Raw genomic sequence first — 20413 nt, 5'->3', positions numbered from 1 at the left:
CGGCCCGCGCCGGCCGGTTCAGCCCGCCAGGCAGGACGGGCCGAGCAGCACCTTCAGGTCGCCGAAGAGCGCCGGGTCGGGCTTGACCCGGTGCCGGTCCAGGCGCAGCACGGTCGTCTTGGTCGGTCCCTGGAGCTTGATCCGGACCTCGCTGTCGCCCTTGTGGTGGCTGAGCACCTCGCCGAGGCGGCTGACCAGCGGCGGGGTGACCCGGGTGGCCGGGATGGTGAGGACCACGGGCGCGTTGGTGCCGGCGTTGGACAGGTCCGGGACCATCAGCTCCATGGCGACCAGCCGCGGCACGTCCTCGCGCTTGTCGAGGCGGCCCTTGACGAACACCACGGCGTCCTCGACGAGTTGGGTCGAGACGAGCTGGTAGGTCGCCGGGAAGAACATGCACTCGATGGAACCGGCGAGGTCCTCGACCGTGGCGATGGCCCAGGCGTTGCCCTGCTTGGTCATCTTGCGCTGCAGACCGGAGATGATGCCGCCGATGGTGACGACCGCCCCGTCCGCGTGCTCGCCGCCGGTCAGCTGGGAGATGCCCGCGTCGGCCTTGTCGGACAGGATGTGCTCCAGCCCGAACAGCGGGTGGTCGGAGACGTACAGACCGAGCATCTCCCGCTCCTGGGCGAGCAGATACGTCTTGTCCCACTCGTCGGTGGAGAACTCGACGTCGAGTCCGAAGCCGGGCTCGCTGGTCTCCGCCTCGCCCATGCCGCCGAAGAGGTCGAACTGCCCCTCGGCCTCCTTGCGCTTGACCGCGACCACGTTGTCGATCATCGGCTCGTACTGGGCGGTGAGGCCCTTGCGGGTGTGGCCCAGGGAGTCGAAGGCGCCGGCCTTGATCAGGGATTCGGTGGTGCGCTTGTTGCAGACCACCGCCTCCACCTTGTCCAGGTAGTCCGGGAAGGACGTGTACTTCCCCTTGGCCTTGCGGCACCGGATGATCGACTCGACCACGTTCGTGCCGACGTTGCGGACGGCGGAGAGGCCGAAGAGGATCACGTCGTCGCCCTGCGCGGCGAAGTTGGACATCGACTCGTTGACGTTCGGCGGGAGCACCTTGATGCCCATGCGGCGGCACTCGTTGAGGTAGACGGCCGACTTGTCCTTGTCGTCCTTCACGGACGTGAGCAGGGCGGCCATGTACTCGGCGGGGTGGTTCGCCTTGAGGTACGCCGTCCAGTACGAGACGAGTCCGTACGCGGCGGAGTGCGCCTTGTTGAACGCGTAGCCGGCGAAGGGGACCAGCACGTCCCACAGCGCCTGGATGGCCTCGTCGCTGAAGCCCTTCCTGCGGGCGCCCTCCTGGAACAGGACGAAGTTCTTCGCCAGTTCCTCGGGCTTCTTCTTGCCCATCACGCGGCGGAGGATGTCGGCCTCGCCCAGCGAGTAACCGGCGATGATCTGGGCGGCCTTCTGCACCTGCTCCTGGTAGACGATCAGGCCGTAGGTGACGTCCAGGACCTCCTTGAGGGGCTCCTCCAGCTCCGGGTGGATCGGGGTGATCTCCTGCTGGCCGTTCTTCCTCAGGGCGTAGTTGGTGTGGGAGTTCATGCCCATCGGGCCCGGGCGGTACAGGGCCGACACGGCGGAGATGTCTTCGAAGTTGTCCGGCTTCATCAGCCGGAGCAGGGAGCGCATGGGGCCGCCGTCGAACTGGAAGACGCCGAGGGTGTCGCCGCGCTGGAGCAGTTCGAAGGTCGTGGGGTCGTCGAGCGGCAGGCTCAGGAGATCGATGTCGATCCCCTTGTTGGCCTTCACCATCTTGACGGCGTCGTCCATGATCGTGAGGTTGCGCAGGCCCAGGAAGTCCATCTTCAGCAGGCCGAGCGACTCGCAGCTCGGGTAGTCCCACTGCGTGATGGTCACGCCGTCGGTGTGCCTGACCCAGACCGGGACGTGGTCGGTGATGGTCTCGCTGGACATGATCACGCCGGCCGCGTGCACGCCCATCTGCCGGACCAGGCCCTCCACACCGCGGGCGGTGTCGATGACCTTCTTCACGTCCGGCTCGTTCTCGTACATCCCGCGGACCTCGCCGGCCTCGCTGTAGCGCGGGTGGTTCGGATCGGTGATGCCGGAGAGCGGGATGCCCTTGCCGAGGACGTCGGCGGGCATGGCCTTGGTGATGCGGTCGCCCATCGCGTACGGGTAGCCCAGCACGCGCGCGGAGTCCTTGATCGCGTTCTTGGCCTTGATGGTGCCGTACGTGCCGATCATGGCGACCTTGTCGGCGCCGTACTTCTCCGTCACGTACCGGATCACCTCCACGCGCCGGCGCTCGTCGAAGTCGATGTCGACGTCGGGCATGGAGATGCGCTCGGGGTTGAGGAACCGCTCGAAGATCAGGCCGTGCGGGATGGGGTCGAGGTCGGTGATGCCGAGGGCGTAGGCGACGATCGAGCCGGCCGCGGAACCACGGCCGGGGCCGACCGCGATGCCCTGCTTCTTGGCCCACATGATGAAGTCGGCCACCACGAGGAAGTAGCCCGGGAAGCCCATCGAGATGATGGTGTCCATCTCGTACTCGACCTGCTTCATGCGGTCGTCCGGGATGCCGTCCGGGAAGCGGCGGTGCATGCCGCGCATGGTCTCCTCGCGGAACCAGCTGACCTCCGTGTACCCCTCGGGGATGTCGAACTTCGGCATGAGGTCGCGCTTTTCGAACATGCCGGTGGTGTCGACCATCTCGGCGATCAGGCGCGTGTTGGCGCAGCCCTCCTGCCAGGCGTCCGAGGAGTCGATGGCGTACATCTCGTCCGTGGACTTGAGGTAGTAGCCGGTGCCGTCGAACTTGAAGCGGTCCGGGTCGGACAGGTTCTTGCCGGTCTGGATGCACAGCAGCGCGTCGTGGGCGCCCGCCTCGTGCGCATAGGTGTAGTGCGAGTCGTTGGTGACCAGCGGGGGGATTCCGAGCTTCCTGCCGATCTCGAGCAGGCCGTCGCGGACCCGGTGCTCGATCTCGATGCCGTGGTCCATCAGCTCCAGGAAGTACCGGTCCTTGCCGAAGATGTCCTGGTAGTCGGAGGCGGCCTTGAGTGCCTCGTCGAACTGGCCGAGGCGCAGCCGGGTCTGGACCTCGCCGGAGGGGCAGCCGGTGGAGGCGACGATGCCCTCGGACCACTGGGCGATGGTCTCCTTGTCCATCCGGGGCCACTTCTGCAGCCAGCCCTCCGCGTAGGCGTCGGAGGACAGCCGGAAGAGGTTGTGCAGCCCGGTCTTGTTCACCGCCCACATCGTCTTGTGGGTGTAGCCGCCGGAGCCGGAGACGTCGTCCCGCTTCTGGTGCGGCTGGCCCCACTGGATCTTGCGCTTGTTGCGGCGGGACTCGGGCGCGACGTACGCCTCGATCCCGATGATCGGGGTGATCCCGGCCTTCTGCGCGGAGTGGTAGAAGTCGTACGCCCCGTGGAGGTTGCCGTGGTCGGACATCGCGATGTGCGACATGCCCATCTCGTTGCACGCGTCGAACATGTCCTTCAGCCGCGCGGCACCGTCCAGCAGCGAGTACTGGGTGTGGACGTGCAGGTGCGTGAACGGCGGCTTCGACACGGCTGCGGCCTCCAGGGAAGACGTGGGCGGACGGGGCCCGACAGGCTGCGGACAGTCTGGGGGACAGCGTCGAAGTCTATGCCTCGGCGGTGACACCCGGAGGGCGGACCCGCGTACCTTCTCGGTGTGGGCCGGGGGCACTCCCGCCGGCCGCCGCACGTTAGGCAAGGGGCGGACCTGCCGCCCGCAGACGTCTGCACCAGGAGGCACCCAGCGATGTCGTTCCCGCAGCTCAGCGACGAGCGTCGCGGCGAGGAGATCCTCGCCGTCTTCGACACCGCCTTCGGCCGGCTGCTGGCCGCCGACCCTGCCGCGTTCCGCGTGAAGTTCCGCAAGATGGCCGCCTCGGCGTTCGCCTTCTACCGCGGCACGGCGTGCCTCTTCTACCACGACCTGGACGAGGAGAAGGACGGCGGGCGGGCCGGGAGGACCCTCGGCCTGCCGTACCTGGACGAGCGCACCTCGCGCGTGTGGATCCACGGCGACCTGCACGCGGAGAACTTCGGCACGTACATGGACGCCACCGGCCGCCTGATCTTCAACGTCAACGACTTCGACGAGGCCTACGTCGGTCCCTTCACCTGGGACCTGAAGCGCTTCGCCGCCTCGGTCGCGCTGATCGGGTACGCCAAGGCGCTCAGCGACGAGCAGATCTCCGAGCTGGTGACGGTCTACGCGGTCGCCTACCGGGAGCGGATCCGCGCGCTGGCGACCGGCGCCAAGAGCGACGAGGTGCCGCCCTTCACGCTGGACACCGCGCAGGGCCCCCTGCTGGACGCGCTGCGCGACGCCCGCTCGCTGACCCGGTTCGGGCTGCTGGAGTCGATGACGGAGGTCCGTGACTTCGAGCGCCGCTTCGCGCCCGGCGGCGGCTCCGTGGAGCTGGACGCGGCCACGCGCTACAAGGTGCTCGCCGCCTTCGACGGCTATCTGGAGACGCTCCCGGACAGCTCCCTGGCCCGCCCGGACTCCTACCGCGTCAAGGACGTCGTGGGCCGGCGCGGCATCGGCATCGGCTCGGCGGGGCTGCCGTCGTACAACATCCTGCTGGAGGGGCACAGCGACGCCCTGGAGAACGACGTGGTGATCTACATCAAGCAGGGCCAGACCCCGGCGGTCTCCCGGCACATCACCGACCCGGCGATCCGCGACTACTTCCAGCACGAGGGGCACCGCACGGTCATCTCCCAGCGGGCCCTGCAGGCCCACGCCGACCCGTGGCTGGGCTGGACCGAGCTGGACGGCGCGGGCCAGCTGGTCGCCGAGGTCTCGCCGTACGCGGTGGACCTCGACTGGGGCGACATCGACGAGGCGGAGGAGATCGCCCAGGTGGTGGCGGACCTCGGGCGGGCGACGGCCGCGATGCACGCGGCGGCCGACGACCAGTCCGGCGAGTCCCTGGTGCCGTTCTCCACGGAGCGGGCCATCGACGCGGCGATCGCGGCCGACGAGGAGGGCTTCGCGCCCCTGCTGGTGGACTTCGCTCACGCCTACGGCGCCCGGGCGCGGGCCGACCACCAGATCTTCGTGGACCTGTTCCGCAACGGCCGCATCCCGGGGGTGTGACGAACGGCACCATTCACAGGCACCCTTTAGGGGTCTCTTACCGGACCCCGTGACACACTCTCCTATCGCTATGGACATATCCGGGATCCCGCTCAGAGCCGTGCGCGCGGCGCTGTTCACGGCCGTGGTCGTGACGCTCAGCACCGCGTCGCACGTGCTGCTGTCGCGGGTCCCGCTGCCGGTGGGCACGGTGGCCGCGGTCGCCGCCGCGGTGTTCGCCATCGCGTTCGCCCTGGCGGGCCGCGAACGCTCCTTCCCGCGGATCGCGGCCCTGCTGATCCCGCTGGAGCTGGCCGCCGACACGGTGTTCACCACGGGCCAGCACGCCTGTTACGGCCGGGCGGGCGGCCCGGTCGCGGGCCCGCTGCGCTCGGTCGGGCTGGAGGTGCTCTGCGGCGGCGGCGAGATCGGTGGTCCGCTGGCCCGGGTGGCCGGGGCCACCGGCACCGAGCGGCTCGCCGTCGCGATCGCCCACGCCGACCCGGCCACGGCCTGGCTGCTGCTCGGCGCGCACCTCGGCGTCGGCCTCACCGCCGCGCTCTGGCTGCGCCGGGGCGAGCGGGCCCTCGCGCAGCTGCTGCGCGCGGTGGCGGCGACGACCTTCCGGCCGCTGCTGCTGGCGGTCGCCGCGGTCACGGTGGAGCGGGCCCCGGCCGGACGCCGGCTGTCCGCCCCCGCCGCCCGCCGTGGGGCCGGCACCCGCGGCCGGATCCTCGCGTACTCCCTGGGACGGCGTGGACCGCCGTGCTCGCCCGCCCTCGTCTGAGGCACCTCCCGAGCACCCGCAGTCCCCCTGACGTATTCCGCGCACCGGCGTGTGCGCGTCCCCACTGGAGAACACCACCATGAGCAAGCGGAACAGCCAGGCGGCCAAGACGGCGGCCCGCGAGCGGCTGCGCGTCGAGCGCGAGCGCGAGGCCAAGCGCGCCAAGACCAGGCGGCAGATCATCGTCGCCGGTTCGATCGTCGCCGTCCTGGCGATAGCCGGCGGCATCGGCTACGCGGTCGTGCAGGCCAACAAGCCCGACGGATGGGACGCCGCGAAGGACGCCAAGCTCGTCAAGCCGGCGAACACCTCGGGCAAGGACGGCACCACGGTCGTCATCGGCAAGGACAGCGCCGAGAAGACCCTCGTCATGTACGAGGATCCGCGCTGTCCGGCCTGTGCCGCGTTCGAGCAGTCCGTCGGCTCGACGGTCGACAAGGACGTCGAGGACGGCAAGTACAAGATCCAGTTCGTCGGTGCGACGTTCATCGACGGCAACGTGCCGGGAGTGGGCTCCAAGAACGCCCTCAGCGCGCTCGGTGCCGCCCTGAACGTCGGCCCCGAGGCCTTCCTGAAGTACAAGACGGCGCTGTACTCGGCGAAGTACCACCCCAGCGAGACCGAGGACAAGTTCAAGGACGACGACTACCTGATCGAGGTGGCGAACTCCGTCGACGGCCTCAAGGGCAACAAGACGTTCCAGACGGCCGTCAAGAACGGCACCTACGACAAGTGGGCGCTGGTCATGAGCGAGAAGTTCGACGCCGACGGCGACAAGTACGGCTTCCAGGGCACGCCCACGCTGCTCATGGACGGCAAGAAGATCACCGGCAGCGACGGCAAGAACACCCCGATGACCCCCGACGACTTCAACAAGGCGATCGACGCGGCCCTCAAGAAGTAGCCGGGGCCTCCCGGCCGTTCGCGTGCCCGGTCCGCCGTAGCACAGGACGACTCCTCGTGCGGGCAGGCCGGGTGAATGCGAGGAGCCACTACTCAAACAGCGGGCGAACTTCCGGAGTTCGCCCGCTGTGGGTCATACCGACCGGTAACCTGATCGGCCGTGACCAGTCGATACAGATCATCGAACACGTCCGAGGGCCTCAACTCCCTCGCTCCGCGCCGCCGTACGGTCGTCAAGGCCGCGGCGGCGACTGCTGTCCTGGCCGGGCCGCTGGCGGCAACCCTGCCCGCGCGCGCCGTCGACCAGGCACCCGCCTTCCTGCACGGCGTCGCCTCCGGCGACCCCCTGCCGGACGGCGTCCTGCTGTGGACGCGCGTGACGCCCGTCCCGGAGGCGATACCGGGCTCCGGGCTCGGCCCGGACACCGAGGTGAGCTGGACCGTCGCCAGGGACAAGGCGTTCATGGACGTCGTCGCCAAGGGCTCCGCCCTCGCGACGGCCGCATCGGACCACACCGTGAAGGCCGACATCCGCGGTCTGGAGCCGGCCACCGACTACTGGTTCCGATTCTCCGCCGGCGGCACCGACTCCCCCGCCGCCCGCACCCGCACCGCCCCCGCACACGACGCGGCCGTCCCGGGGCTGCGCTTCGGCGTGGTGTCCTGCGCCAACTGGGAGGCGGGTTACTTCTCCCCGTACCGGCACCTCGCGGCCCGCGGCGACCTGGACGCCTGGCTGCACCTGGGCGACTACATCTACGAGTACGGCACCGGCGAGTACGGCACCCGCGGCACGGTCGTCCGCCCGCACGCCCCGGCGCACGAGATCGTCACGCTGGCCGACTACCGCATCCGGCACGCCCGTTACAAGACCGACCCGGACCTGCAGGCGCTGCACGCCGCGGCCCCGGTCGTGGCGATCTGGGACGACCACGAGCTCGCCAACGACGCCTGGTCGGGCGGTGCCGAGAACCACACGGAGGGCGCCGAGGGCACCTGGTCGGCCCGTCAGGCGGCCGCCAAGCAGGCCTACTTCGAGTGGATGCCGGTGCGTCCCGCCATCGCCGGCACCACCTACCGCCGGCTGCGCTTCGGCAAGCTGGCCGACCTGTCGCTGCTGGACCTGCGCACCTTCCGCTCCCAGCAGGTCAAGGTCGGCAACGGCGAGGTCGACGACCCGGACCGCACCCTCACCGGCCGCGCCCAGCTCGACTGGCTCAAGGCGGGCCTGAAGGCGTCCGACACCACCTGGCGGCTGGTCGGCAACTCGGTGATGATCTCGCCGTTCGCCATCGGCTCGCTCTCCGCCGACCTGCTCAAGCCACTGGCCAAGCTGCTGGGCCTGCCGCAGGAGGGCCTCGCCCTCAACACCGACCAGTGGGACGGCTACACCGACGACCGCCGCGAGATCCTGGCGCACCTGCGGTCCCACGCCATCCGCAACACGGTCTTCCTCACCGGCGACATCCACATGGCGTGGGCCAACGACGTGCCGGTCGACGCCGGCACCTACCCGCTGTCCCCGTCGGCCGCCACGGAGTTCGTCGTCACCTCGGTCACCTCGGACAACCTCGACGACATCGTGAAGGTCCCGGAGGGCACGGTCTCCGCGGTCGCCTCGCCCGTGATCCGCGCGGCCAACCGGCACGTCCACTGGGTCGACACCGACCGCCACGGCTTCGGCGTCCTGGACCTCACGGCCGAACGCGCGCAGATGGACTACTACGTCGTCTCCGACCGCGCCCGGCGCGAGGCGACCGCCAAGTGGGCGCGCTCCTACCGCACCCGCAGCGGCACGCAGAAGCTGGAACGCGTCCACGACCCGGTCTGAGCCGTCCCTCAGAGGCTGTCGAGGAAGCCGAGTGCCACCCGCCAGGTGGTCTCGGCGGCCTCCGCGTCGTAGTCCGGCAGGTCGGGGTCGGTGTAGAGGTGACCTGCCCCGGCGTACCGGTACACCTCGACGTCGGCGCCGGTGCGGCCCATCTGCAGGTACCAGGCGCTGAGCCAGTCGTCCGTCTCGAAGGGGTCCGGCTCCGCCACGTGCAGCTGCACCGGCAGGTCCTCGGCCGTCACCCCCGGGGCGATGTCCGACGTGCCGTGCAGGAGCAGCAGGCCGCGCGCCTTGTCGTCGCCGAGGGCGAGGGTCTGGGCGACGGAGGCACCGAGCGAGAACCCGGCGTAGACCAGTCCGCGCTCCGAGTAGGGCGCCGCGGCCAGTACCGCCCGCTTCAGCAGCTCGTCCTTGCCGATCCCCTCCTTGTGCTCCATGCCCTCCTCGACCGTGTCGAACGTACGTCCCTCGAAGAGGTCGGGCGTCCACACCTCGTGCCCGGCGGACCGCAGCCGGTCGGCGGCCCGGTGCACGGCGGGCCGCAACCCGTAGGTCGAGTGAAAGAGCATGATGTTCATGGGGCCATGGTGCCAGCCGGGTGTGGCGGCCCGGGATCGCGGCAGTACCCAGGACGCAGCGGAAGTCACATGTTCATGCCCCCGGGGAGCCGGTTAGGTTCGGTGGCATGGAGAACCTGCTACGACCGCTGATCGTGGTCGGTGGCTCGGTCGTGCTCACGCTGGTGATCGGCTGGGCCACCGACTTCCTGCTGCGCAAGGCCGACGAACGGCACCACGACACCCCGCTGTGGGGTCTGCTCCGCCGTGCCCGCATCCCCTACCAGCTCGTGCTGTGCGCCGCCCTGCTGAGAGGGTCCTACGACCAGGCGCAGCTGCTGCAGAGCCGCGAGGAGGCCGTCGGCAGGACGCTGACCCTGGTGCTGATCGGCTCCACCGCCTGGCTCGTCATCCGGATCGCGGCGGCGATCGTCGAGACGTCCTACAGCCGGTACGCCCATGCCCGGGCCCACCGTGACCCGGCCCGGGTCCGCCGGGTGCGCACCCAGGTGACGCTGATCATGCGGGTGGTGTCCGCGATCGTCGGCGTGGTGGCCGCGGCGAGCATGCTGCTGACCTTCCCGGCGTTCAAGGCGGCCGGTGCGTCGCTGCTGGCCTCGGCCGGGATCCTCGGCATCGTCGCCGGTGTCGCCGCGCAGTCGACGCTGAGCAACATGTTCGCGGGCTTCCAGATCGCCTTCGGCGACATGGTGCGCATCGGGGACACGGTGGTGGTGGACGGCGAGTGGGGCACGGTCGAGGAGATCACCCTGACGTTCCTGACCGTCCGCACCTGGGACGAGCGCCGGATCACCATGCCGGTGTCGTACTTCACGTCCAAGCCGTTCGAGAACTGGTCGCGCGGCACCCCGCAGATGACCGGCATCGTCTTCTGGCACGTCGACCACTCGGCCCCCGTGGAGGCGATGCGCGACAAGCTCCGCGACATCCTGCGCGAGTGCCCGGCCTGGGACGGGCGCGCCTACAGCCTGTCCGTCACGGACAGCACCCCCAGCACCATGGAGGTGCGGGCGCTGGTGACGGCCAAGGACGCGGACGACATCTGGACCGTCCGGGTCACCGTCCGCGAGGAGATGATCCGCTGGCTGACCGCCGAGCACCCCTACGCCCTGCCCCGGGTGAACACCGCCGACGCGGTGCTGCCCCCGTCCCGCAACGGCCACCGTCACTCCCACGACCCGGTACCGGTGCAGCAGCGCCGGTACCACGGCGTGAGCCGCACGGAGCGCTGAGCGACCGGCCCCGGCCCGCGCTCCGCGCGAAAGGGCCGCCCGCGCTGCGCGGGCGGCCCTTTCGCGCGTGCCGGGTCAGTGTCCGCGCTCGGCGCCCCCGTTGACCTGGATGATCTGGGAGGTGACGTGCCGCGCCCCCGGTGAGGCCAGCCAGTGCAGAGTCCCGGCGACGTCACCGGGCGTCCCGGCCCGTCCCGTGGAGGTCTCGGCGATGAGCCGTTCCCGCCGCTCGGCGCCCATCGCGTCCCCGAAGAACTCGGTGTCCTCGACGTAGCCGGGCGCGACGACGTTCACGGTGATGCCGCGCGGGCCCAGCTCCCGGGCCAGCTGGTGGGCGTACGGGTGCAGTCCGGCCTTGGCCGCCGCGTACGCCCCGCTCCCCGATCCCCGGTAGGCGGCGATCGAGCCGAGGAACAGCACCCGTCCGCCGGGCTCGGCCAGGCGCGTCTTCAGCGCCTCGGTGAGCAGCACGGCGGTCAGGAGGTTGAGCCGGAAGTTCACGGCCCAGGTGCGGGCGACGCCGCGCAGCGGTTCGTCGTCCGTCCCGGCGTCCGGTTCGAGCAGGCCGTTGCCCCCGGCGCCGTGGACGAGCACGTCGACGGCGCCCAGCTCCTGCTGCACGAAGGCGGCGACACCGCGCACGTCGTCCGGCTCCGCGAGGTCGGCCGCGTACGTCAGTGCGCCCGGCACCCCGGCGTCGTCCAGGACCTCGGCCCGCCGGCCGAGCAGCAGCACCCGGTCGCCGTCCGCCGCGAACACCCGCGCGGTCGCGAGACCGATCCCCGTGCCTCCACCACTGATCACCACGTTGCGTGCCATGCGGTCGACCTTACGGCCCGTCAGCCGGCGGGCGCGAGCTCAGCGCAGGCTGCGCACGTCCAGGTGCCGCAGAACCCGGTCCACCACCTCCGGGTCGGCTCCCGGCTCGCTGCGCGCCGACAGCACCTCGTGGCGTGCCGCGCTGAGCATCTGCTGCTGGATCCGCCGCACCCGCTTCACGCGCCGGGCCCGCTCCCGGTACGCCTCGCGCCGCTCGTCCTCGGCCAGCTCCGGGCTGATGCGCACCGCGATGTCCATGGCCCGGCGCAGCATCTGCTCGGACAGCTCCTCGGGCAGCTCCTCGTCCTGCTCGATCTCCAGCAGCCGCAGCTTGGCCGCCTTGGCCGCGCGCAGGGCCAGGGCCTTGGCGAACTCCTTCTCGTGGTCGGTGTCGGCCTTCACGCCCAGGCGCCGCACCAGCCAGGGCAGGGTCAGGCCCTGCAGCACCAGCGTCGCCATGATCACCCCGAAGGCGATGAAGATGATCTCGTCGCGGCTGGGGAACGGGGCGCCGCTGTCGGTCTCCAGCGGGATCGCCAGCACCAGCGCGACGGAGGCGACCCCGCGCATCCCCGCCCACCACATGACGACGGTCTCGCGCCAGCTGACCGGGATGTCCTCGTCGTAGTCCCGCCGCGCGTGCAGCCGTTTGGTCAGCCAGGTGGCCGGCAGCAGCCACAGCAGCCTTACCAGCACCACCACGCACACCACCAGCGCCGCCCACCCGAGCAGCTCGCCCCACCGCCCGGACGCGGTGTTGATCGCGTTGTGCAGCTCCAGGCCGACCAGGCCGAAGGCGACGCCGGTGACGAGCGTGTCGACGATGTTCCAGAAGGTGTGCCCGGCCAGCCGCGTCATGACGTCGTCGGCGTCGGAGCCGTGCTCGGCGAGGAACAGCGCGGTGGTGAGCACGGCGAGCACACCGGAGCCGTGCAGTTCCTCGGCCATCACGTACGAGGCGTAGGGAACCAGCAGGGTCAGGCCGATCTGCAGGGTCGCGTCGCCCAGGAGGTCCATCAGCTTGTTGGCGCCCCAGCCCAGCGCGAGCCCGACCGCCACCGCCACGACGGCCGACAGCACCAGGTCCAGGCCGGCCTGCCAGGGCGAGAACGTCCCGCTGACGGCGGCGGCGATCGCGACGTGGTAGAGCACGATGGCCGTCACGTCGTTGAACAGCCCCTCGCCCTCCAGGATCGACACCAGACGGCGGGGCAGGCCCAGCTGCCCGGCGACGGCGGTCGCGGCGACCGGGTCGGGCGGTGCGACCAGCGCCCCGAGCGCGAACGCGGCGGCGAGCGGCAGGCCCGGCACGATCGCGTCGGCCGCGGCGGCCACACAGGCCATGGTGACGAAGACCAGCGCCACGGCCAGCAGGAAGATGGGTCTCTTGTTCGCCGTGAACTGCCGCCAGGAGGTACGCCGCACGGCCGCGTACAGCAGGGGCGGCAGCAGCAGCGGCAGGATGAGGTCCGGCGGGATCTCGACGTTCGGCACGAACTCGAGCAGGGCGAGGGCGATGCCCAGGAGCGTCATCAGCACCGGAGCGGGGACGCCGAGCCGGTCCCCGACCGGCACGCTGATCACGGCCCCGAGCAGCAGGACGAACAGCAGGGCCAGCTGATCCACGGTCAGCGCTCCGGGAGGTCAGAGGTGCACACGACTGATCTCAAGACTGCCACGCACCTGCCCGGGCAAACCGTTTCCGCACCCGCCGGGGCACCGCCCGGAACGGCTCAGAGCGAGCGCCGCATCCCCTGATGCGGAATCCCGGCCTCCAGGTATTCCGGCCCGTAGGCCCGGTAGCCGAGCCGCTCGTAGAAGCCGAGCGCGTGGGTCTGCGCGTGCAGGTCCATGGCCGCGAGTCCGCGTGCGCGTGCCGCGTCCTCGACGGCCCGCACCAGGGCGGCGCCGACCCCGAGCCCGCGCGCGTGAGCCGCCACCGCCAGCCTGCCGAGACACCCCACCGAGGGGTCCGCGCCGGTCTGCGCCACGGCCGCCGCCCCGGTCAGCAGCCGCCCGGTCCCGAGCGGCACCCCGTCCTCCCGGACGGCCAGCACGTGCACGGCCCCGGCGTCGTACGCGTCGTACTCGAGGTCCTCCGGCACGCCCTGCTCACCGACGAAGACCTCCTTGCGCACCGCGAAGCACGCCTCGCGGTCGGCCGGGTCCTCGGCGACCCGCACCGCGTAACCCGGGGTGCTCACGCGTACGTCTCCTCCCGGACCTGGTCCAGGGCCTGCTGCAGGTCCTCCGGGTAGTCGCAGGAGAACTCGGCCCACCGGCCGTCCCCGGGGTGCTCGAAGCCGAGGCGCACCGCGTGCAGCCACTGCCGGGTCAGCCGCAGGCGCTTGGCGAGCGTCGGGTCGGCGCCGTAGGTCAGGTCACCGACGCAGGGGTGGCGGTGGGCGGCCATGTGGACGCGGATCTGGTGGGTGCGGCCGGTCTCCAGCTTCACGTCCAGCAGGGACGCCGCGCGGAACGCCTCGATGAGGTCGTAGTGGGTGACCGACGGCTTGCCCTCGGCGGTGACCGCCCACTTGTAGTCGTGCTGGGGGTGCCGGCCGATGGGCGCGTCGATGGTGCCGCTGGTCGGGTCGGGGTGGCCCTGGACCAGCGCGTGGTACCGCTTGTCGACCGTGCGCTCCTTGAACTGGCGCTTGAGCGAGGTGTACGCGTACTCCGACTTGGCGACCACCATCAGCCCGGACGTGCCCACGTCCAGGCGGTGCACGATGCCCTGGCGCTCGGCGGCCCCGGACGTCGAGATCCGGTACCCGGCGGCGGCGAGACCGCCGATGACGGTCGGCCCGGTCCAGCCGGGCGAGGGGTGCGCGGCCACGCCGACCGGCTTGACGATGACGACCACGTCGTCGTCGTCGTGGACGATCTCCATGCCCTCGACCGGCTCGGCCACCACCTGCACCGGCGCCGGCGCCTGCGGCATCTCGACCTCCAGCCAGGCGCCGCCGTGCACGCGCTCCGACTTGCCGACCACCGACCCGTCGACCGTGACCTTCCCCGAGGCGGCGAGCTCGGCCGCCTTGGTGCGGGAGAAGCCGAACATGCGGGAGATGGCGGCGTCGACGCGCTCGCCCTCCAGGCCGTCGGGCACGGGCAGGGTACGGATCTCGGGAATCGTGCTCACCCGTCGAGTATGCCGGACGGGTCCGACGCGGCCGTACGCGCGCTCAGTCCTTGTGGACGGTCCCGTCGGGATCGAGCCCCTTGAACGACAGCAGCACGATCAGGATGCCGCCGCACACGATCGCCGAGTCGGCCAGGTTGAAGACGGCGAAGTGCTTGGGCGCGATGAAGTCGACGACCGCGCCCTCGAAGACGCCCGGCGCCCGGAAGATCCGGTCGGTGAGGTTGCCCAGCGCACCGCCGAGCAGCAGGCCCAGCGCGATCGCCCAGGGCAGGCTGTAGAGCTTGCGGGCCAGGCGGGCGATCACCACGATCACGGCCGCCGCGATCACCGTGAAGATGACGGTGAAGGCCTCGCCGAAGCCGAAGGCCGCGCCCGCGTTGCGGATCGCCTCGAACCTCAGCCAGTCCCCGATGATCTCGATGGGCGGGTGGTGCTCCAGCTTGGCCACCACGATCAGCTTGCTGATCAGGTCGAGGGCGTAGGCGAACGCGGCCACCGCGAACAGGACGGCGATGCGGCGCTTGCCCCGGGGCCGCTCGGCGGCGCCGTCCGGCCCGGCCGCCGCGGCGGCCGGAGGGGTCCGGTCGGTGCCGGCGGCGGGAGCGCCCTCGGAACCGGCGCGACCGGCGGGCGCCGCGTCCTCGCCGGGCCGCTCCTGCCCGTCCCCGGCCGCGTCCGGGGTCTCCGGCGTACCGATGATGCGCTCCGCCTCTGCCACGTGAGTCCCTCGCCTAGGTGCCTGACTGAGGACGAGGGTACGACACGCCCGCCGCGATCCACGTGCTCAGGAGGCATTCGGCCCCGGTCAGTACCTGCGCTCCTGCTTCTGCTTGCACTCCACGCACAGCGTGGCCCGCGGGAAGGCCTGCATCCGGGCCTTGCCGATGGGGTTGCCGCAGTTCTCGCACAGGCCGTAGGTGCCCGCGTCGAGGCGCTCCAGCGCGCGCGTGGTCTGGTCGAGCATCTCGCGCGCGTTGGCGGCCAGGGCCAGCTCGTGCTCGCGCGTGATGTTCTTGCTGCCGGTGTCGGCCTCGTCGTGCCCGGCGCCGTCGCCGGAGTCCCGCATCAGACCGGCCAGCGACCGCTCCGACGACGTGATCTCCTCCCGCAGCCGCGTCTCCTCCGACATCAGCTCCGACCGCGCCTCGTCGACCTCCTCCGCCGTCCACGGGTCCTCACCCGGACGTACCGCCAGCTCGCCGGGCTCGGCCGCGCCGCGCGCCTTCGGCACCGCGGTCTTGGCCGCCGTCGCCGTGCCAGGAGTCTTCTTCGCACCCACCGTGGTCGCTCCCGTCTGCTGCGCGGCGTGGGCCGCGCCCGCCTTCTTGGCCGTGCTGCTCCCGGCCGTGTCCTGTGTGACCGCGCCGGTCCGGGTGGTGCCCTTCCCGGTCGCGTCCTTCGTGGTGGTGCTCGTGCCCCGGGCGTCCTGGCCGGCGACCCCCCGGGCGCTCCCCCGCGCGACGGCCTCCCCGGCCCGCGCCGCCCGCGTCCCACCCGCGGCCTTCCGGGCCGCGGCCGTCTTCCCCGCCGCCTGCTTCCCCGCCGCCTTCTTGGCGGTGGTCTTCTTGGCGGTCGCCTTACCGGCGGCGGACTCCGGGGCCGCGGTCTTCCCGGCGGGGGACTCCGGGGCCGCCGTCTTCCCGGCGGGGGACTCCGGGGCCGCCGTCTTCCCGGCGGGGGACTCCGGGGCCGCCGTCTTCCCGGCGGCGGGCTTCCCCGTGGCCGCCTTCGTGGGCGCCGTCCTCCTGGAGGCCGGCCTGTCCTGTCCCCCGCTCGCCTTCCTCGCAGACGCCTTGCCGGCCGCCCCGCCGGCCGCGGGCCTCCCGGTCTCCGTCGCCGCCTTCCCGGCCACCGGTTCCCCGGTTCCGGCCGCCGTCCTTCCGGCCGCGGCCGTCCCCGCGGTGTCCTTCTCGACCGCCGGGACCTTCTTCACCGCCGCCTTCGTCTTGCGGACGACCGCCTTCGCGCCCTCGGTCGCCTTCTGCGCCGCCCCCTTCGCCGCCCGCCCCGCCGGGCCCGCCTGCGCGGACTTCTTCCCGCCGGCGTCCTCGGCCGCGCCGCCGGAGGCCCCTGCGGACCCACCGGACGCCGGCTGCTGTACGGCGGACTTCTTCGCCACCATGGCCGCGGCCCCTTCACATATTGTGATCTTGCTCGTGAATCGTGCTGGGACGATAAATCGACTCGAGTCCCGCGGCAACGGGGCACACCGCCCGATTCGCCCGCCCCGCGCACGCCGCGCGGCGGACCTGCATCCGTTGTGCCCAGCTCCCCGCCCGGTAATCCGCCGGTCAGGGCGTCCCAGGATCCGAACACCCATACCCTGTCCATTCGGGTCATCAAACCCATCTCGTCCCCGCCGCCCTCCCCGGCCCGCACCCGGCCCACGCCCGGCCCGGAAAGCGGTCGGCCGCCGCCCGCGCGGCGCCGTACACTGGGCGGAGCGAAAAGCGTGGATGGGGACGAGTAGCGGCGTACGCAGCCCAGAGCGACCCGGGGACGGTGTGAGCCCGGGGGCGAGCCCGACGCGAAGATCACCCCGGAGCCGCCGGAAGAACGCCGCAGCGACAGGCAGCGGCCAGTAGACCCGGCATCGCGACCCCAATGAGGGGGCTCACCGGCGCACACCCCGTGCCGGGGGGCCAAGGAGGGTGGTACCGCGGGAGCGCGCCGAAGGCGGCGCAGGCAGACGTAGCTCTCGTCCCTCCGGACGGAAGGCAGCAAGTCCGCCGGAGGAAGCCCGCTGATGACATCGCCGACGTACCGCCAGGTACCCGCACAGGTCGACCTGCCCGCCCTCGAGCACGCCGTGCTCGACTTCTGGCGCGAGCAGAAGATCTTCGCCAAGAGCCTGGAGCAGTCCGAGGGCCGCCCCGAGTGGGTGTTCTACGAGGGCCCGCCCACCGCCAACGGCATGCCCGGCGCCCACCACATCGAGGCCCGCGTCTTCAAGGACGTCTTCCCCCGCTTCCGCACCATGCGCGGCTACCACGTCGCCCGCAAGGCCGGCTGGGACTGCCACGGCCTCCCGGTGGAGCTCGCCGTCGAGAAGGAACTGGGCTTCTCCGGCAAGCAGGACATCGAGGCGTACGGCATCGCCGAGTTCAACGAGAAGTGCCGCGAGTCGGTGACCCGGCACACGGACGCCTTCGAAGAGCTCACGACCCGCATGGGCTACTGGACCGACCTGAACGACCCGTACCGCACGATGGACCCCGAGTACATCGAGTCGGTCTGGTGGTCGCTGAAGGAGATCTTCACCAAGGGCCTGCTGGTCCAGGACCACCGCGTCGCCCCCTGGTGCCCCCGCTGCGGCACCGGCCTGTCCGACCACGAGCTGGCGCAGGGCTACGAGACGGTCGTCGACCCCTCGGTCTTCGTCCGCTTCCCGCTCACCTCCGGCCCGCTCGCCGGCGAGGCCGCGCTGCTGGTGTGGACGACCACCCCCTGGACCCTGGTGTCCAACACCGCGGTCGCCGCGCACCCCGAGGTCACCTACGTCGTCGCGACGAAGGGCCCGGAAGGCACGGAGAAGCTCGTCGTCGCCGAGCCGCTGCTCGCCAAGGCCCTCGGCGAGGGCTGGGAGAGCACCGGGCAGACCTTCACGGGCGCCGAGATGGAGCGCTGGACCTACCGGCGCCCCTTCGAGCTGGTCGACTTCCCGGCCGAGGCCCACTTCGTCGTCAACGCCGAGTACGTCACCACCGAGGACGGCACGGGCCTGGTCCACCAGTCCCCCGCCTTCGGTGAGGACGACCTCAAGGTCTGCCGCTCCTACGGCCTGCCCGTGGTGAACCCGGTCCGCCCCGACGGCACCTTCGAGGAGGACGTCCCGCTCGTCGGCGGCGTCTTCTTCAAGAAGGCCGACGAGAAGCTCACCGCCGACCTCGACGAGCGCGGCCTGCTCTTCAAGCACGTCCCGTACGAGCACAGCTATCCGCACTGCTGGCGCTGCCACACCGCACTGCTCTACTACGCCCAGCCGTCCTGGTACATCCGCACCACGGCCATCAAGGACCGCCTCCTCGCGGAGAACGAGAACACCAACTGGTTCCCGGACACGGTCAAGAACGGCCGCTACGGCGACTGGCTCAACAACAACATCGACTGGGCGCTGTCCCGCAACCGCTACTGGGGCACCCCGCTGCCGATCTGGCGCTGCGAGGAGGACCACCTCACCTGCGTCGGCTCCCTCACCGAGCTGACCGAGCTGACCGGCACGGACCAGTCGGGCCTGGACCCGCACCGCCCGTTCATCGACGAGGTCACCTTCGCCTGCCCGCAGGACGGTTGCGGCGGCACCGCCACGCGCGTGCCCGAGGTGATCGACGCCTGGTACGACTCGGGCTCGATGCCGTTCGCGCAGTGGGGCTACCCGTACAAGAACAAGGAGCTGTTCGAGGCCCGCTACCCGGCGCAGTTCATCTGCGAGGCCATCGACCAGACCCGCGGCTGGTTCTACACGCTGATGGCGGTCGGCACGCTGGTCTTCGACAAGTCGTCCTACGAGAACGTGGTCTGCCTCGGTCACATCCTCGCCGAGGACGGCCGCAAGATGTCCAAGCACCTGGGGAACATCCTGCAGCCGATCCCGCTCATGGACCAGCACGGCGCCGACGCGGTCCGCTGGTTCATGGCCGCCGGCGGCTCCCCCTGGGCGGCCCGCCGCGTGGGTCACAGCACCATCCAGGAGGTCGTCCGCAAGACGCTGCTGACGTACTGGAACACGGTGGCCTTCCAGGCCCTGTACGCCCGTACGTCGAACTGGGCCCCGTCCGCGGCCGACCCGGCCCCGGCGGACCGCCCGGTCCTGGACCGCTGGCTGCTGTCCGAGCTGCACGCCCTGACCGACCAGGTCACCGGGGCGCTGGACGCCTACGACACCCAGTGCGCCGGCAAGCTGCTGTCCGCGTTCGTCGACGACCTGTCCAACTGGTACGTGCGCCGCTCCCGTCGCCGCTTCTGGCAGGGCGACAAGGCGGCCCTGCGCACGCTGCACGAGGTCGTCGAGACCGTGACGCAGCTCATGGCCCCGCTGACCCCGTTCATCACCGAGCGGGTGTGGCAGGACCTGATCGTCCCGGTCACCCCGGGCGCCCCCGAGTCGGTGCACCTGTCGTCCTGGCCGGAGGCGGACCTGTCCGCCATCGACCCGGAGCTGTCGAAGCAGATGGTGCTGGTGCGCCGCCTGGTCGAGCTGGGCCGCGCCACGCGCGCGGAGTCGGGCGTCAAGACGCGGCAGCCGCTGTCCCGCGCCCTGATCGCGGCGACCGGCTTCGAGACGCTGGACACCGAACTGCGCGCGCAGATCACGGAGGAGCTGAACGTCGAGTCCCTGGCGACGCTCAGCGAGGTCGGCGGGTCCCTGGTGGACACCACGGCCAAGGCCAACTTCCGCGCGCTCGGCAAGCGGTTCGGCAAGCGCGTCCAGGACGTCGCCAAGGCCGTCGCGAACGCGGACGCGGCCGCCCTGTCCCTGGCTCTGCGGGAGGGCACGGCGTCGGTGGAGGTCGACGGCGAGACCATCACGCTGGCCCCCGACGAGGTCATCATCACCGAGACCCCGCGCGAGGGCTGGTCGGTAGCGTCCGACGCGGGCGCGACGGTCGCCCTGGACCTGGAGATCACCGAGGAGCTGCGCCGTGCGGGCCTGGCCCGTGACGCGATCCGCCTGATCCAGGAGGCCCGCAAGAACAGCGGCCTCGACGTGGCCGACCGCATCGCGCTGCGCTGGACCGCCACGGACCGGGCGACGGTGGATGCCCTGACCGACCACGCCGGTCTCATCGCCGACGAGGTGCTCGCCACCGACTTCGCCCAGGGCGAGGCGGACGGCACGTACGGCGAGCCGTTCACCGACGAGGGCCTGACCCTCACCTTCCGCCTGCGCAAGGCGTAGCGCCCACGGACCGAAGGCCCGGTGCCGCCGAGATCCTCGGCGGCACCGGGCCTTCGGCGTCGCACCCGCGCAACGGGGAGTGCGTGCCGGCGAACGCAGGGCGCGAACGCGCG

General features: G+C 71.4%; 13 protein-coding genes and 1 pseudogene. 6 read left to right on the top strand and 8 right to left on the bottom strand.

Going from position 1 to position 20413, the window contains the following annotated elements:
- Positions 1-18: 18 nt before the first annotated feature.
- Positions 19-3558 carry a DNA polymerase III subunit alpha gene (gene dnaE, locus Q5694_RS06950; protein ID WP_333931204.1) on the bottom strand — a complete coding sequence of 1180 codons (3540 nt, stop codon included), beginning with the start codon at positions 3556-3558 and terminating at the stop codon, positions 19-21.
- Positions 3559-3774: 216 nt separating this feature from the next.
- On the opposite strand from dnaE, the gene Q5694_RS06945 reads away from it, so the two are divergent.
- The 4 genes from Q5694_RS06945 to Q5694_RS06930 all read left to right on the top strand — a co-directional run bounded on the left by Q5694_RS06945 (position 3775) and on the right by Q5694_RS06930 (position 8624).
- Positions 3775-5124, top strand: a complete 1350-nt coding sequence (locus Q5694_RS06945) for a DUF2252 domain-containing protein (protein ID WP_333931202.1) — start codon at positions 3775-3777, stop codon at positions 5122-5124.
- Between the two features lie 70 nt (positions 5125-5194).
- The gene (locus Q5694_RS06940; protein ID WP_333931201.1) at positions 5195-5890 is read left to right on the top strand and encodes a hypothetical protein; all 696 of its coding nucleotides are present in this window, start codon (positions 5195-5197) and stop codon (positions 5888-5890) included.
- 79 nt (positions 5891-5969) lie between these two features.
- The gene (locus Q5694_RS06935; protein ID WP_333931199.1) at positions 5970-6794 is read left to right on the top strand and encodes a thioredoxin domain-containing protein; all 825 of its coding nucleotides are present in this window, start codon (positions 5970-5972) and stop codon (positions 6792-6794) included.
- Between the two features lie 159 nt (positions 6795-6953).
- Positions 6954-8624, top strand: a complete 1671-nt coding sequence (locus Q5694_RS06930) for an alkaline phosphatase D family protein (RefSeq protein ID WP_333931198.1) — start codon at positions 6954-6956, stop codon at positions 8622-8624.
- Between the two features lie 8 nt (positions 8625-8632).
- Here Q5694_RS06930 and Q5694_RS06925 read toward each other — a convergent pair.
- Positions 8633-9292, bottom strand: a pseudogene (locus Q5694_RS06925) (dienelactone hydrolase family protein); the annotation flags it as partial.
- A gap of 17 nt (positions 9293-9309) precedes the next feature.
- Here Q5694_RS06925 and Q5694_RS06920 point away from each other — a divergent pair.
- Complete coding sequence (locus Q5694_RS06920) at positions 9310-10434, top strand: mechanosensitive ion channel family protein (RefSeq protein ID WP_333931197.1); 1125 nt, start codon at positions 9310-9312, stop codon at positions 10432-10434.
- Positions 10435-10509: 75 nt separating this feature from the next.
- Here Q5694_RS06920 and Q5694_RS06915 read toward each other — a convergent pair whose 3' ends face one another.
- The 6 genes from Q5694_RS06915 to Q5694_RS06890 all read right to left on the bottom strand — a co-directional run bounded on the left by Q5694_RS06915 (position 10510) and on the right by Q5694_RS06890 (position 16523).
- Positions 10510-11253, bottom strand: a complete 744-nt coding sequence (locus Q5694_RS06915) for an SDR family NAD(P)-dependent oxidoreductase (RefSeq protein WP_333931195.1) — start codon at positions 11251-11253, stop codon at positions 10510-10512.
- Positions 11254-11292: 39 nt separating this feature from the next.
- On the bottom strand, positions 11293-12879 hold the full coding sequence (locus tag Q5694_RS06910) for a Na+/H+ antiporter (RefSeq protein ID WP_333931194.1): 1587 nt from the start codon (positions 12877-12879) through the stop codon (positions 11293-11295).
- Between the two features lie 107 nt (positions 12880-12986).
- Positions 12987-13457: a GNAT family N-acetyltransferase gene (locus Q5694_RS06905; protein WP_333931193.1), complete on the bottom strand. Its 471-nt coding sequence runs from the start codon at positions 13455-13457 to the stop codon at positions 12987-12989.
- The gene (locus tag Q5694_RS06900) at positions 13454-14398 is read right to left on the bottom strand and encodes an RluA family pseudouridine synthase (protein ID WP_333931192.1); all 945 of its coding nucleotides are present in this window, start codon (positions 14396-14398) and stop codon (positions 13454-13456) included. Before Q5694_RS06900 ends, Q5694_RS06905 begins: the two co-directional genes overlap by 4 nt.
- 43 nt (positions 14399-14441) lie before the next feature.
- Positions 14442-15119, bottom strand: coding sequence for a signal peptidase II (lspA, locus tag Q5694_RS06895; RefSeq protein WP_333931190.1), 678 nt, complete (start codon positions 15117-15119; stop codon positions 14442-14444).
- An 87-nt stretch (positions 15120-15206) separates the two neighbouring features.
- Entirely contained in the window at positions 15207-16523 is a 1317-nt protein-coding gene (locus tag Q5694_RS06890) for a TraR/DksA family transcriptional regulator (RefSeq protein ID WP_333931189.1), read from the bottom strand.
- Positions 16524-17147: 624 nt separating this feature from the next.
- Here Q5694_RS06890 and ileS point away from each other — a divergent pair.
- Positions 17148-20300: an isoleucine--tRNA ligase gene (gene ileS / locus Q5694_RS06885; protein ID WP_333931187.1), complete on the top strand. Its 3153-nt coding sequence runs from the start codon at positions 17148-17150 to the stop codon at positions 20298-20300.
- Positions 20301-20413 lie beyond the last annotated feature (113 nt).

The organism is Streptomyces sp. AHA2 (assembly GCF_036857595.1).
Taxonomy (GTDB): Bacteria; Actinomycetota; Actinomycetes; order Streptomycetales; family Streptomycetaceae; genus Streptomyces.
The sequence above is the reverse complement of the archived record's forward strand: the minus strand, read 5'-3'. Positions and strand labels throughout refer to the sequence as shown.

What these genes read in the sequence shown, in the direction of transcription:
- Q5694_RS06945 (WP_333931202.1), top strand. Translation starts at nt 3,775, where the DNA reads ATGTCGTTCCCGCAGCTCAGCGACGAGCGTCGCGGCGAGGAGATCCTC.
- Q5694_RS06920 (WP_333931197.1), top strand. Translation starts at nt 9,310, where the DNA reads ATGGAGAACCTGCTACGACCGCTGATCGTGGTCGGTGGCTCGGTCGTG.
- Q5694_RS06890 (WP_333931189.1), bottom strand. Translation starts at nt 16,523, where the DNA reads ATGGTGGCGAAGAAGTCCGCCGTACAGCAGCCGGCGTCCGGTGGGTCC.
- Q5694_RS06940 (WP_333931201.1), top strand. Translation starts at nt 5,195, where the DNA reads ATGGACATATCCGGGATCCCGCTCAGAGCCGTGCGCGCGGCGCTGTTC.
- ileS (WP_333931187.1), top strand. Translation starts at nt 17,148, where the DNA reads ATGACATCGCCGACGTACCGCCAGGTACCCGCACAGGTCGACCTGCCC.
- Q5694_RS06915 (WP_333931195.1), bottom strand. Translation starts at nt 11,253, where the DNA reads ATGGCACGCAACGTGGTGATCAGTGGTGGAGGCACGGGGATCGGTCTC.
- Q5694_RS06935 (WP_333931199.1), top strand. Translation starts at nt 5,970, where the DNA reads ATGAGCAAGCGGAACAGCCAGGCGGCCAAGACGGCGGCCCGCGAGCGG.